The sequence below is a fragment of the bacterium genome (assembly GCA_023150945.1).
Taxonomy (GTDB): domain Bacteria; phylum Zhuqueibacterota; class Zhuqueibacteria; order Zhuqueibacterales; family Zhuqueibacteraceae; genus Coneutiohabitans.
Genome location: JAKLJX010000027.1, coordinates 18,522 through 33,151, shown reverse-complemented (window position 1 = coordinate 33,151; position 14,630 = coordinate 18,522). Strand labels below are relative to the sequence as shown.

Below are 14,630 nucleotides of genomic sequence, written 5' to 3'. Positions count from 1 at the left end.
TTCTCCTTCGAAATTATAAGCCAAACGCAACGTTGAAATACAGCGATCGTGACGAGGGATACGGAATGGTATCCACCGAGCGTCCGATCGAGACGTTGCCGAACTGGCTGACTTCCGGGTCATAACCGGTGTAGTCGGCGATCATCAAGAGATTGCGGCCCGACACGCCGAGCTTGAGGTAGCTCAATTGCCCGCCCAACAGGCGGTGCACCGCGCTGCGCGGCACGTTGTAGCTCAGGCTGACTTCGCGCAGCTTGAAGTAGCTGCCGTCTTCGATGAAGGCGCTGGTGCCGGTGCGGCGCACGAATGCCAGAATGCGCGCGGTGGCCACGCTGCCGTCCGGCTGCACGATCTTGATGGCATCGAAGTTTTCGGTGGTGCCGCCGAAGTCCGTGATCAACGCACCGAGGTTGATGACGTCGCCGCCCTTCTTCCAATCCCACAAGAAGCTCAACTCGAAATCTTTGAAGTTGAGGCGATTGTTGAGGGACATTTGAAAGTCGGGCGTTTCATCACCCAGCGGAATGGGATTGCCCTGCGCGTCAACATCGGCGCCGACGATGGTAGTGGGCGACCAGCCTTCCTGAATGCGGAACGTGCCCAGGAAGGGCGCAAAGCCGCCTTTGTTGAAGGCCGGCACCTCGAGCTGGGTAATTTCGGAGGAGGTTTTGTAGAAGTTGAGATTCGCCGTCCAGGTGAAGCCGCGGCTGCGCACCGGCGTCACACCGAGCGTCGCCTCGACGCCATGCGTCCGCATTTTGCCGCCGTTGACCACCTTGTCGATGAAGCCGGAGGAGGGCGGCAGCGTGGGGAACAGCAGCAGATCGCTGATGTTCTGGCGATAGTAGGTGAAATTCAGCGAAAGATGCTCATTCAGCAATGCCGCGTCGAACCCGGCTTCCAGCTCTTTGGTGCGCTCGGGCCGGAGGTCGGGGTTGCCCTGGCGCGTCGCCGGCAGCAGCCCGGCGCGGCCGCCGATGTTGGTGGGCAGCAGCGAGGTGAATTTGGCATTGGGAATGGGCAGGTTGCCGGTTTCACCATAAGCGCCACGCAGTTTCAACTCACTCGCCAGGCCCGACAATACGCCGTACTGGCTCAAGCGAATCGAGGCCGCGGCTTTGGGATAGAAGAAGTATTTGCCGGTGTCGCCATTGGAACTGCTGGCATCGCCGCGCACGCCCGCGGTGAGCAAAATGCGGTCATTGAGATTGATTTCCTCCTGCGCATAGAAGCCGCGCTCACGCGAGATCACGCGGTTTTGATAGGCATTGATGCTGGCCGCTTGATCGACGTTGGTCTGCGTCACGATCAAGCCGTGCGCCTCGTTGAGAATGTTGTTCAAATTGGCATTCTCGAACTGCACGCCGGCGGAGGTGTTGAAGGTGGTGTTGTTGCCCATCGCCAGGGTATGCGCAAGGTTGAAGTAGAGATTGGAATTCAGGCTCTCGCTTTCGCCCAACAGCGAAGTGCCCGGCAGGCTGGCGCTGCGCTCGTATTGCAGTTCGGGCGGGGAAACCACTTTGTTTTCCTGGGAATAGAAATCCACGCCGGATTGTACGATGAAATCCAGGCTTTGCTTGGACTGCACCAGCAGGTTCCAATGCAGCCGCACGGAGCCGAGCGTGCGGCTGACCAACTCGTTGTTGATCAACAAATCCCGGGTGTGCAGCGGGTTCGAGGGGTTGAAGCGATGATCGGGATACGCCCCGTTGCGCGGCCGGATGTCATAGAAGCTCGGGGTGAAGCCCAGCGAAAAGCCGAAGGTGGTATTGGTGTTGTCGTTGCCGGTGATGCCGCGATTGGATTCCGACCGCACGAAATTCAAGAAGGCATCGACTTTCACGCGGTTGCTGATTTTGTGGTTGAGGTTGAGACGGCCGCCATATTTCTGGTAGCCGGTGTTCTTGATGATGCCGTCTTCATCGCGCAGCAGGCCGGAGAGATAAAACTGCGTACGATCGCTGCCGCCGCGGGCGCTCACCGAGGTCTCGTTCAGGAAGCCCTCCTCGCCGTACAGCACCTCCTCATAATCGATGAACTGCCCGCCGCTTTGCTCGAAAATCTGGCGGCCAACGGCGCCGTAGGATTCCTCCGCCGTCTCCGCGGTGAAACGGCGCGAGCCGATCTTCTTCAGCAAACTGTTGAAACCGATCTGCTGCGAGACATCGATGCGGGTTTTGCCCGGCGTGCCTTGCTTGGTGGTGATAATCACCACGCCGTTGGAAGCCTTGGCGCCGTAGATCGCCGCCGCGCTCGAGCCTTTCAACACTTCGATGGTTTCGATTTCATTGGGATTGAGATCGGCAACTCGATTGGTGGGCTGGCCCTGGGGATTGGCGCTGCCGGCACCGGTCGCCGCCGTGACCAGGTCAATGCCCGATTGATTGGCGGCATTGTTGATGATCACGCCATCCACGACGTACAGCGGCTGCGTCACGCCCTCGATGGTCGAAGTGCCGCGCAAATCGACGTTGATGCCGCCGCCCGGCGCACCGGTGTTCTGGCTCACGTTGACGCCGGCGAATTTCCCGGTCAATGCGCGGTCGAGCGTCTGGCTCGGCGCAGCCACCAGCTCCTGCGCGGAAACCGTCGACACGGCATTGGCGAGATTCCGTTTTGCGACCGAAGAGGCCAGACCGGTCACCACGACTTCCGACAGCTTCAGCACGTCCTCTTCCAACGCGATGGTGACATCAGCTCCGGGCGAGACCGACAACTCCCTGGTCTTGAAACCCAGAAACGACACCACCAGCGTGCTATGCGGCTGGTTGGGCAGCGTGACGGTGAAGCGGCCTTCGGTATTAGCCGCGGCCCCCATCGTCGTGCCCTTCACTTTAATGGTGGCACCGGGCAGCGCTTCGCCGGTTTCCAGTTGCACGACCCGGCCCGTCACAGTCGTCTCCTGCCCCAGCGCACCCGCGCTCAGCAGCAGGAGGATTGGGAGGACCAGGCCTCGGCACCGGTAGAGTTTACTCATGTTTACTCCTCTCCTTAAGTTGATGGGAATGCGCGAACGCAAACGCGTCGCGGTAGAAGCAACTCGGTGTGAAATCGGGAATGGCGCTCAGCAGTGAGATTGCCGTCTCTGGCGGGGGAGGGTTGAATCAACCAAATCGCAAAAGAGAGACGACGCAGGGCTTGGTCATTACGCTGGCCGCGGCCAATCGTTAATGGCACAAACTCTTATTTAGGATTGTCTTGAGGTTGATGGAGGTTAAGCAAAGAACATACCAGTGCGCTTGGCTCAACGGCGCGCGGAGCAGGGATTTTGGGTGGCGAGAAGATGGATGAATAAATACTTGAATATTCAAGAATTTTTGCAAGGCCAGAGAGGCCGCAAACACATCTGCATGAGATGGTGAATCAAATTCATGCAAAATCTTGCCGCGCGTGGAATGTGAATTTGCACAGCCCTCAATGCAATGCGGGAAGCGGCACTTGCAAGGAAAACTTGAGGGAATTCACCCCCTCGGACGAAACGGCAACGGCGGGCGGGAGGGACGACACGAGCAAAACGTCGAGAACATTCACGGCATAAATGCCGGCAGCCGAGGCAAAGGCAGCATTGCGCAGCCGGTAGCGCCGATTGAAGCGATCGTAGGCTTCCGCGATGTCAGCCGGAGCGGTGGCGCTGCGATAGCGATCATGCGCCTGCTCCTGCAACACCTGCAGGCCGAGACCGGCGCCCAATGCCATCAAAAACCCGGTGGTGTAAATCCAGCCCGCTGCCGGGCGGCGTAAATGGCGTTGCCCCCAACCGGGCAGCACCAGCGAACGCCGCAGGCCGGCGAGGCGCTGGTCTTTCACGACGATGTACTTGACTGTGGGCGCGCCGCTGACGATCCCCACGCGATATTCATTCTTCACCTGCTCGAACAGCCGCACGATACGCGGCGAAACCAGCAGGCTGTCGAGTGTGAGGCTGGGCTGCAACGACAGTGCGCTTTCAAAATGCTGCCGCGCCGCTGCGCTGCGCTTTTGCGCAAATCCCAGATACGCCGCGAGGAGATGAATCTGCACCAGATCGGCAGGCGAATACGCTTCCGCGTGCGCCAGTGCTTGATTGGCGAGCGCCTCGGCCTCTTCGAATTTGAGGCTGTCATAGGCACGCTGAATATCGGCGACCTGCGGCAGAGTCTCCTGCGCCGCCAGCGGGGCGAGCAGCGTCAGCAATATTGCAATGATGAGCGGTGTGGTCTTCATGGCAAAGGAGGCCTCTGGTTCATCTGGCTCAGTCGCGCGCGGCTCCCAGCTCCGGCGCGGGTTGCGGCTGCTGCCTGATTTCGAAAATCGCTGGCTGCCGGTGCATTGGCTTCTTGAGATAGTTTCCTCCCAGTTCATTCACCTCTGCTCCGAGATGGGCCAGCAGTGCTGGGGGCGTGCCCTCCGGCTCCAGCCAGAGGTAGGGAATCACCTCATACTTGCCGGCGGGGAGAGGCCGCAACTGTGGTCCCGCGGCCATGAGTTTCCTGTGAATGGCCTGCTCTGCGCATGATTGCAAGCGCTCGGTGCCGTTACCGGTGGCGGAGGTTCGCAGCGTGAACACCTGGCCGGTTTCAGTGTGATGAAGCAATGCTGCACCCAGCGGCGCAAAGTCAACGCCGTCGCGCGGCACGGAATCGAGCAGCGGATTGTAAACCAACACACAGCCGTCATCCGCCACCAGCCGGACGGTGATCTTCAGGGAATCCTGGTCAGCGGGCCACGCCGGTGGCGTCACCTGGGTGACGATATCCACCGCCCGCGCCATGATGATGGGGCCGCGCACCCGGCCTTCAGCGTCAATCCCCGCCTGCCCAAAAGCGAACTGACCCTCCGTGATTTTGACTTGGGCCGTGGCCAGCTTGTAGTTGGCGAGATAGAAATAAAGAGTGCCCTCTGCCACCACGCCCTGCTGGTTCTGCAAAGGCGGCAGCGCCAGAACAAAGCTGCCGTCATCTGCGGTGCGCGCGCTGAGATCATGGCGATCCAGCCAGACAAACACACCGGCAGCAGCGGCCCCGTTGCTGAACGCCACATGGCCCCGAACCTGGCGCCGGTCGTTGATCTTGTCATCGCCGCCAAACGGATTCTCGCTGCAGTTGAAACTGAGGGCCAGGGCAGCAGCGAGCAACAACCTGACTGCGCTACGGCGGGGCAAGATCATCGCTCCCTCCCGAGATTCAACGTTTATCGGCTGAGCTTTACGAGCTTGTGCCGGAAAACGGCGTCGCCGGCTTTGATGGTGATGAAATACAGGCCATCGTGCACCGGGCGGCCGGCTTGATCTCTGCCATCCCACACCAATTCCAGCCCGCTGGTGCCGACAGCCATTTGGCGGCGAAGTACGGTTGCGCCCAGCAAATCATGCACAACCACGGTGGCGGTTGCGGTTTTGAACTCGGCAGCCAGCAGCGCGATCTTGACGGAGGCCGCAAAGGGATTGGGATAGCTCAGCAAAACCGGCGCGTCCGGCAGGCGTCTCCGGGGTTCCGCCACCGCGGTCGCAGCCTGAAACGTTTCTGTGGACGCCAGCACCTTGCCCTCGGCATCGCGGCCGCCGAAGACGTAGATTCGATCAAAAACCACCACCGCCGCATGCAGCTCCCGCGGTTGCGTCAGCGCGGGGCCGGTGCGCCATTCGTTGGTGCGATACTCGTATAGCTCGACGGTTTCCGCGGCGCCGTGTTGCGACACGCCGCCGATGGTCCACAACTCGTTTTCGAAATTCACCGCTGCCATGCGGCCGCGCGGGGTGGGCATGTCAGCCCGCCGGCGGCTGCCGTCCGAAACATGGTAGCGCTCCAGAATTCCCACGGGGGCCAGCAGCAATCCGCCCACGGTGAAGATCGAATCGCGCAGCGTCGTCGCTGCGAGCCAGCCGCGCGGGGCCGAAAGCTCCCAGCGGCTGGTTTGCCAGCGGTCGAAAGTGGGGCGATAGTACTCGATGCTCTTGAGCGGGCCGGCGCCGTCATAACCGCCGATGGCGAACAGCGTGTCGTTGATCACCGCCACCGCCGCGCCCTCGCGCGCCACGGCGAGCGCCGGGGTTTGCTCCCATTGCTGGGTTTGTTCGTTGTAGAATTCCGCGGTCTTCAGCGCCTGCGCGCTGTCGCCACAGCCGCCCACGACGTGCATGCGGCCGCGGTAGACGACCGCCGCGGCATTGAAACGCGGCTCGCGCAAATCCGCCGGAAAACGGGACCACAAGCCGCTGAAGAAATCGAAACTTTCCACCAGCGCCAATAGCGAATCATTGGCATCGCGGCCGCCCATCACCACGATTTGATTGTTCCAATACACGGCCGTGATGCCGTAGCGCGGCGTCAGCATAGGCTCATGCGTTGCCCAAGTCTGCGCCGTGACCATCGGCGACGCCAGGAGCAGCCACCCCCAAAGCAATTTTGTTGACCTTTTCATCTCCATGCGTCTCTCTTCGCAGATCAATATCACGGTCTGACGGTGGCCTGGCAAAATGGTTTGCCCTGGCCCGGCGCAATAGTCAAAACCAGGCCGGCAAATGGCTGCCCGGCCCAACCGGCCTTCGCGAAACCGGTCGCGCCGACAACCAATGCGTTGTTATACCCTCAATCCTTCGCCTGCAACTCGATCGACAACGTTTCACGCTGGCCCGCGGCAAACTCACGCGTGGTCACGAAGCGCTCGCGCTCCGGATGCTCCAGCCGGAGTTGATGCACGCCGGGCGCCAGAATGATTTCGTCCAGCGGTGTCTTGCCGTAGCTGACGTCGTCGATGAACACCTCGGCCCACGGCTTGACGTGCAGCGTCAAGCGCGCGACCGTCTCCCACAGCGACAACTGCAAATCGAGTGTCTCCGCGGCCGCCAGCTGCAACCGGCGGGAGAACAGCGGAAAGCGCGGATTGGCCAGCGTCAGCAGGCGCTCTCCGCTCTGCGTTTGAAACAAAGCCGGCAGCATATCCACCGTGCCCAGTGTGTCGCCGTCCAAAATCGCATGGGCAAACGGCAGGCAGGTGATGCGAATGCTGCTCACCGCCGCGGGCGCGCTGTTGCTGAGCGGAGTTGCCGCGGCCGGAGGCGGTTCCGCAATCGCCTCTGATTTTTCCGGCGGCGGTCGCGTCGCCGCGGCCGCAACGTTCGGCTCGGGCTCCAGCCGCTCAGCGGCGGCCACTACTTCCGCCGGCGTGGAGAGAGAATCCGCCGGCCGGCTCGAATCCGGTTTTGCTGCCGATTCATGCGGCAAAGCACCGTTGCGTTGCTGCGCGGCCTCCGGCGGTGCGTGAAATCGCGTGAGCTGCCAGGCACCGCCGGCGATCACGATTGCAAGCACGGTGGCCATGATCACTGGCGTGCGCCATTGCCGCGATCGGCCGCCAGTTGTCAGCGGCCGGCGCGCGATCTTCAACGGCGCATAGCGATCGGGGTCCGTGAGAAATTGGCAAAAATGCTCAGACCGCGCCCGCCGCCCCAGATGTTTCTCGCAGGCGGAGAGCGCCTGCATGATTTGCGCCGGTTGGCGCATGCGGCGTTGCGGATTTTTCTCCAACAACTGATGCACCAGGCCCGCCAGCGGCGCCGCGATTTCCGGGACCACGGCGGCCAGGGGCGCCGGGTTCTCATGCCGCACGCGATAAAGCCGCGCGCTGATGGTTTCGCTGTCAAACGGCGAGGCGCCCGCGAGCATTTCGTACATGATCACGCCCAGACTGAAGTAGTCGCTCGCCGGCGTGGCGGCCTCGCCCGCCGCCTGCTCCGGCGACATGTACTGCGGCGTGCCGATGATCGCACCGCGCGTCTCGCCGCCCAGGAACGCGGCCAGCCCGAAATCCGTGACCTTCAGGCGGCCGGCCGCATCGACCAGAAGATTCTGCGGTTTGAGATCGCGATGCACGATGCGGCATTCATGCGCCGCCTGCAGCGCCGCCACGATTTCCGCGGTGATGTGAATCACCAACTCCGCCGGCAGCCGGCGCCCGGCGATGACATCGGCGAGCGTGCCGCCTTCGATGAATTCCATCGCCAGAAAGGGCAGCACCCGGCCGGGAGGCACCTGCGCCTGCCCGCATTCGTAAATCCGCACGATGTTGCGATGCTTGAGACGCATCAGAATTTGCGCTTCCTGCGCAAAGCGCTCGCGCACACCGGCCTCGGTGGCATGCAACACCTTGAGCAGCACGAACCGCTGGCGCGCGGCCTCATAGGCGCGATATACGGTGGCGGACTGGCCGCGTTTGAGCTCGGCGATCAGGCTGTACTTGTCAATCTGCCTGCTCATAGCCCCATTCTTTCAGCCGGTAGTGCAGCCATCGCCGCGACACACCCAGCTTCTCCGCCGTCTGCGTGATGTGGCCTTCGTGCGCGCGCAAGACGTTCATCACGATGCGCTTCTCGTGTTCGGCGAGCGAGAGGCCGTCTTCCCACACCGTCTCCACCGGGGCATTGGCAAAGGGCAACTCGCGCTCGGTGATCAACTCGCCGCGCGCCAGCACCGCGGCGCGCTCGATGGCGTTCTCCAGCTCGCGCACATTGCCGGGCCAGTCATGGCGCCGGAGCTGCTCCATCGCCTTTTCGGAAAATCCCTTCAGCGGCCGGCCGTTTTCTCTGGCGAAGCGGTCCAGAAAATGATGGGCGAGCAGCGGAATGTCTTCCTTGCGTTCGCGCAACGGCGGCATGGTGACGCTAATGACGTTCAGGCGGTAATACAAATCCTCGCGAAAGCGGCCGGCCTTGACTTCCTCTTTGAGCACTTTGTTGGTGGCGGACAGAATGCGCACATTCACCCGCCGGATGTGGGTGTCGCCCACGCGCTTGATCTCGCCCTCCTGCAGCACGCGCAGCAGCTTGGCCTGCATCGTGGGGGTCAAGTCGCCGATCTCATCGAGAAAAAACGTGCCGCCGTCCGCCACTTCGAACAGGCCGCGCTTGTCAGTGAGGGCGCCGGTAAAGGCGCCTTTCTTGTGGCCGAACAGCTCGCTTTCGAGCAGCGTTTCCGGCAGCGAGCCGCAAAACAGCGCGACGAAGGGCTGTTCGCTGCGCGGGCCGTTGTAGTGAATCGCGCGCGCCACCAATTCCTTGCCGGTGCCGCTTTCGCCTTCGATCAACACCGAAGCATGCGACTCCAGCACGCGCTCCATCACTTCGAACACCCGGCGCAGCGCCGGGCTTTTGCCGATGATTTCGGAGAAGCGGTGGCGCGATTGCACTTCCGCGCGCCAGCGGCGGTTCTCGTCGCGCAGATTCTGATAGAGCCGTGCATTCTCGATGGCGATCGCCGCCTGATTGGCGAAGGCATTGAGAAACGGCAGCGACGTTTCAATGAATGCCGAGGAGGCCAGCCGGCTGTCGAGATAGATTGCGCCCACCAGGCGACTCTTCAGGCGGAGCGGCACGCACGCCACACTGCGAATGTGATGCGCGATGATGCTTTCGGTCTTGGCCAGGCCTTCGGGCAAATCGCTGTCGTGCCAGATCACCGCTTCGCCGCCGGAAAGCGTGTGCCGCACCACCGAGCTGGAAATGTGGGCAATGTCGGCGATCGCCTCCGGGGAAATGTTTTGGGCGGCGCGCGCCACGAAACCGGTTTCGGTTTCCGGCGCCTGCAGCAGAATGAAGCCGCGTTCCGCGGCCAGCGTCTGCATGGCAATCTGCAGAATCTTGCTGAGCAGCTCGTCGGTGTCCTGAATGGAATTGATCTCGCGGCTGATTTCAACCAGCGCCAGCAGCGACGAGCGATCGATGTTCTCCAGGGCAGGCATTGCGCACGATGGGTCAGGGGTTTTCGCTGGCGGGCCGGTGTGCCACTGCCGGCTCGCAGCCGATGTTATCTCACTTCGAAAACCGCCTCGCGTGACCGGCTGAGATTACCGAAGCGATCGACCACGCTCAGCGTCCAAACATAAGCGCCACTGCTCAGGGAAGAATCGTACACAAATGCGGAAGAATCCGCAGAAATGTCATCGACCTGCCGCAGCGGCACCGGCAGGGGAAAAGAGATGTTGAAAACCGACAAGTCGATGCGGTAGCGGTATTCGAACGGCAGCCGCAGCCGCTCCCACTGAAATCGAGGCCGGGGGCTGGTGACCTTCAAGCCGCTGGGCTCCGATACCAGCGGCGTCGGCTCGATGATGCGAATCAGATAAGCTGGATCGGAAACGGTTCGCGCGCCGGCGCGGTCGCGGGCTTCCAGCCACAGCCGTTCGCCCACCAGATCGAACAGCGAGGCCGTGGCCAGCGTCTCTTCTTTGATGATGGCAACGAACCGATTGGTCGAGCCGCTGCGCTGCAGGTTTTGCAGAAAGCCGAAACGCTGGCTGTAGAGTTTGATTTCGCGGAGGTCATCGAGGCCGTCGCCATCCTCCACCTGGGCTTCGACGACGAGCTGCAGCGTTTCGCCGACGATCGGAATCCAGGCGCTGATGTTTTCCGAGCGCACTGCGACACTTTTGAACACCGGCAGCGCATCGAGCTGCAGGAAGATCTCGCTGGTGCGCTGCGGCGCGACGACCACGACTTGGGAGTCGGCGGCAAATCCCGGTTTGGCGGCTTTGACCACATAGGTATCCGCCGGCAGATCACGAAACAGGAAGCGCCCCTGGGCATCGGTGGTTTGGGCGAGGTTGGCGGGCGCGAGCAGCAAGGCAACGCCGGCGAGCGGCTGGTTGGGTGAGTAGAAAGTCTGCGTGTGTACCAGGAGGTGGCCGCGATTGTTGTATTGCGGGGAAAGTGGGTCGAGCGGGTTGTCGCGCGGGGCTTCACCGCAGCCGATCAGTCCCAGGCTGAGGCAGCACGACCGCAACGCGAACTGCTTGAGCGTATGATAACGAATCATGAGCAGCAGTACTCTCCCACCGCTTGGTCGGTGAACACTTCCGAGGGTACGCACAGAGGCGCCTGCTTTCATGCAAACGCAGCGAAATATAAGCAGGCAAGTTTCCAAATGCAACCCTGCTGATTCTTGACATTCGCCGCAATTTGGCTATATTTATGGCCGCCATCTCTTGCCGGGATCTGAATGTGCTGCTCTCAAGAACTGCACGCGAAAACCTTCATGCCGAACTGCCGATGCTGAGCCTGCCGACACGCCGCTGTGCCGGGCGACCGTACGCGCCGCTGTGGGTTTTGTATTTGACCGCGCTGCTGGCCGTGCCGGCGCCGGCGCAAAACTCGCAGGCGCCGGGCTTCTATCGCATCATCGGCCGCGAGCCGGGCATGGCCATTTACCTGGATGAAGACACAGTCAACACCGCCGGCCAGCATACCCCCGGCATCTATACCCTGCGCGTCGAGCGTGAAGGCTATTTCGCCCACGTCAAGCCGGTGCGCATCGTGAGTGATCACGTGCTCGAGATCAACATCCGCAGCGCCAGCCCACGCCCCCGCACCCGCCCCTACCGCCAGCGCGAAATCGTGCGCTTGAATCCCGTGCCGGCCACGCTGGTTGCCACCAGTGATCCGCCTGGACAAATTGTTTGGCTCGACAGCCTGGAGAAAGGCCCCACCCCCATCCTCCTGGAAAACATCACCTCGGGCCGTCATGTCATTCGCATTGGCGAAGTTTCCGACACGTTGAGCTTGCGCGTGTTCGAGAGCCGGCGTGTGCGCGCAGAGAATGGCCGCATTCTCGATGTCTCCGCCGAAGATCTGCCGCCGGAGCAACAGCGCCTGCGCCTGGTGAATCTCAACTTGTTCATGGAAGCGGAGGAAGCCAAAGCGCGCGATTGCCGGAATTTCGATTCCGGCCGCGGCGCCACTTTTTTCCGGCTGGAGGAATCCGGCACCTTCCTCGTTTGCCGGCTCGCGTTTGACAATCCCCAAGACGGCGCGCTCACGCTGCCCGTGCGCTTCCGCCTCTACCATGACGCTCGGCTGATTCACGAAGTCGAACACCATCTGCCCATCCGTCCCAGCGACGGCAACCGCGTTTGCTATTACCATCACGAATGGTGGAAGACCGGCGAATACATTCTCACGGTGGATGGCATTCCCGGCAACCGTCTCGGCGAAGTGCGGTTCACGGTCATCCGGCCGTGAGTGATTCTGCCCGGCTTTGCTCTCCCTCCCGCGGTTGGCTCACCGTATCCAAGACAAAATCTCCAACGAAAAAGACAACCCAACTGACAAGAAGTGTCTGCCCAGAAATGAAGAAACCGCCCGGGCGGTGATGCCTTTGGACGGACACTCAAAAGCTCTTCATCTGCTGGGTTATTTCTATCAGTTGGCGATTGTCTTTGCGTTGCGGTTTATCCGACCTCTTTAGCTTGACGCCTATGCCCGCGGCCTTGTTCGCTTGAGAAAAGTAGCGAGGGGTGCTGGTTCGAAGCTTCGAAAGTCCCCACTCTTTTCAAATGAAGGGGATTTGGCTTCTTCGAGTTTGCGCCGTTGCGAAAAAGCAGGGACTTGTTCGGTGGGTGCGAGTTCGACCTGTATTTATGCGAGTTTCATGACAATTCTGAGAGCTTCCAACTCTCTCGATTTGAGCAAACAATCGCGCAGACACGCAAAGGCATCCAAATCATCTGTTGCTTTCATTCATGCAAAACTGAAGTCAGATTTCTTCTGTGCACGCCTTTGCGTCTTCGCGCCTTGCGAGCTCTCTTGCCCGCTTTGTTGGCAGGCGGAAAGCCTGCGTTACGGCAGTCACTTCATCAACAGATGCCACGCCTGCAGCACAGCGCCCGAGCTGGCGGCGTAAGCCGGTGCGCCGCGCGGTGCGCGCGGCGCCTCGCCGTCATACATCTCCGCTACAAAGCCGTCGCACGCCAAGTCTTGCGCGGCAAACAAGGGCGCGAATGCCCGGCGCAAGAATTCCCGATCATCAGAGACGCGCAGATAGGCGTTCACAAACGGCACGATGAGCCAGGGATGCACGGTGCCGTTGTGCGCTGCGCTGGCGAGTTGTTTCTCCGCGCCGGCGTAGCGGCCGCAGAAAGCCGGATGATCGGGCGCGAGCGTGCGCAGGCCGTACGGTGTCACCAGGTGGGCGAGCGCGAGCTCGACCACGGCGCGGGTTTGCGCGGTGGCGAATGCCGTGAACGGCAAGCCCGCGGCAATCACTTGATTCGGCCGGATAGCCGCATCACCGCCTTCGGCCGGCAGCCGGTGGCGCGCCCGCCCGCCAGACTCCGGTATCGTATCGAAGCAGCAATTCTTCCCGGCATGCCAGAAGCGATCCACGAGATTGGCGGCCACCTGCGTTGCCAGCTCACGGCATTTTTGCTCGCCCGCCGCTTTGCCCAGTAGGCGCGAGACTTCCGCCATAAAGCAGAGCGCATGATACCACAGCGCCTGCACTTCCACGGCAAAACCCGGCCGCGGCGTCGCGCTCCACTCACCCACGCGGCGATTCATCCACGTCATCACGCGTTGAGAATCGAGCGCATAGAGAAAACCCGTGGCCGGATCGCATTTCACGCCGGGCGCACTGTTGCGCAAATGGCAATTGAGAATCTCCAGCAGCAGGGAGTAGTTTTCTTCGAGAAAACCGAGATCAGCACTGGCTTGCCAATATTCATACAGCGCGACGAACATCCACAAGGTCGCATCCAGGCTGTCAAAGGTGGGGCTTGCCGGCCGCCGGGAAAATTGGCCGGGGATCAGCCCTTGATTCACATGCTTGAGAAACAGGCGAAACACTTGCCGGGCGGATTCGAACCTGCCGGCGACCAGCAGCACGCCCGGCAGTGCGATCATCGCTTCGCGGCCACTGTCAGCGAGGTCGGGATAGCCGGCGAGCACGGTGGTGTTGTCGAGCGAGAGCATCGTGGGCCGTTGAACCAGAAACGCCCGAGCAGAAATCGCGAGGTGCCGCAGGCCTTGGGGGAGCGCGAGCACGCGGTCCTGCTCACCGGCAGCCCGGGGCGCCTCGTGGTCCTGTCGCCACGCCGCTTCTGCCTGCCAGGACTCCGGGCCGTTGTGCGCCAGCAACAGCGTGAAACTCTCCTGCTCCGCCAAATCGTATTCGAAGGCAAACGGCAGGTAAACCGTGTGCCGTTGCGCCTCATCCTGGTCGTTGATCAGCAGCAGGTCTTGCCAAATGTGGGCAGGCACATATTCCGCGGCCGGCGATGCCTCCACGCGCACGGGCTTGTCGTGCGGCTGCGCGAAGACGAGCGCGCCCGCCCGTGTGCGCCGCACCAAATAGTTGTCGCACAGCGGCGCTTGCGTCTCAAGGTCGAGGAAATCCAGCAGCGGCGCCACGCGCAGACGCAGCGGCTCCTGGCTGCGCGACAGGCAATAGCGCACCCACACGCCATGGAAGGAAGTCGCGAGCCAGACCATCTTGGTGAGGGTGAAAGCGTCGTGCTCGCAGGTGAAGGTCAGCAGGCGCCGGTCGTGTTCAAAGCGCGTGCACACGGCCTCCTGCCATCCTGCCGGGGTTCGAATGGTTTCGCGGAGCGTGCGGACGAACGCCACGCGCTGCAGAGGCGGCCGCGTGACGGCCACCAACAGGTGATGGCGCGTGCGCGTGCATCTGCCGTTTTGCTCGCCCATGGCGTAGCCGCCCAAGCCATTGGCCAGCAGCCATTCCGACGGTTTTTTTGATTGCACTTCAGGCCTTATTTCGCTATTATGACACGCGATTTTGGCGCACTCAGGCGCATGAGACACACCTGCGCCGCCATGTCGTCGCGTTTCTTAGGTTCACGGGTGTTTATCAGGTTTATCCCCCCAA

The 14,630-nt window shown here is 61.6% G+C and carries 9 protein-coding genes; 1 reads left to right on the top strand and 8 read right to left on the bottom strand.

Annotated features, from left to right (window positions below):
* Nucleotides 1-13: 13 nt before the first annotated feature.
* From L6R21_24355 to L6R21_24325, 7 genes are all read right to left on the bottom strand, one after another.
* Complete coding sequence (locus L6R21_24355; protein ID MCK6562343.1) at nt 14-2,977, bottom strand: SusC/RagA family TonB-linked outer membrane protein; 2,964 nt, start codon at nt 2,975-2,977, stop codon at nt 14-16.
* Nucleotides 2,978-3,414: 437 nt separating this feature from the next.
* The gene (locus tag L6R21_24350; GenBank protein MCK6562342.1) at nt 3,415-4,203 is read right to left on the bottom strand and encodes a hypothetical protein; all 789 of its coding nucleotides are present in this window, start codon (nt 4,201-4,203) and stop codon (nt 3,415-3,417) included.
* A gap of 28 nt (nt 4,204-4,231) precedes the next feature.
* The gene (locus L6R21_24345) at nt 4,232-5,146 is read right to left on the bottom strand and encodes a hypothetical protein (protein ID MCK6562341.1); all 915 of its coding nucleotides are present in this window, start codon (nt 5,144-5,146) and stop codon (nt 4,232-4,234) included.
* Nucleotides 5,147-5,169: 23 nt separating this feature from the next.
* Complete coding sequence (locus L6R21_24340) at nt 5,170-6,399, bottom strand: T9SS type A sorting domain-containing protein (protein ID MCK6562340.1); 1,230 nt, start codon at nt 6,397-6,399, stop codon at nt 5,170-5,172.
* 167 nt (nt 6,400-6,566) lie between these two features.
* A complete protein-coding gene (locus L6R21_24335) occupies nt 6,567-8,234 on the bottom strand; it encodes a protein kinase (GenBank protein ID MCK6562339.1) in 1,668 nt (555 codons plus the stop codon).
* Entirely contained in the window at nt 8,218-9,714 is a 1,497-nt protein-coding gene (locus L6R21_24330) for a sigma-54-dependent Fis family transcriptional regulator (protein MCK6562338.1), read from the bottom strand. The genes L6R21_24335 and L6R21_24330 overlap by 17 nt, the downstream gene beginning before the upstream one ends.
* Nucleotides 9,715-9,779: 65 nt before the next feature.
* Entirely contained in the window at nt 9,780-10,787 is a 1,008-nt protein-coding gene (locus tag L6R21_24325) for a carboxypeptidase-like regulatory domain-containing protein (protein MCK6562337.1), read from the bottom strand.
* Between the two features lie 185 nt (nt 10,788-10,972).
* Between L6R21_24325 and L6R21_24320 the strand changes: the two genes are divergently transcribed.
* The gene (locus L6R21_24320) at nt 10,973-11,989 is read left to right on the top strand and encodes a hypothetical protein (GenBank protein MCK6562336.1); all 1,017 of its coding nucleotides are present in this window, start codon (nt 10,973-10,975) and stop codon (nt 11,987-11,989) included.
* A 606-nt stretch (nt 11,990-12,595) separates the two neighbouring features.
* Here L6R21_24320 and L6R21_24315 read toward each other — a convergent pair.
* Nucleotides 12,596-14,506 (bottom strand): amylo-alpha-1,6-glucosidase, encoded by a 1,911-nt coding sequence (locus L6R21_24315; protein ID MCK6562335.1) that lies wholly within the window; start codon nt 14,504-14,506, stop codon nt 12,596-12,598.
* Nucleotides 14,507-14,630: the final 124 nt, after the last annotated feature.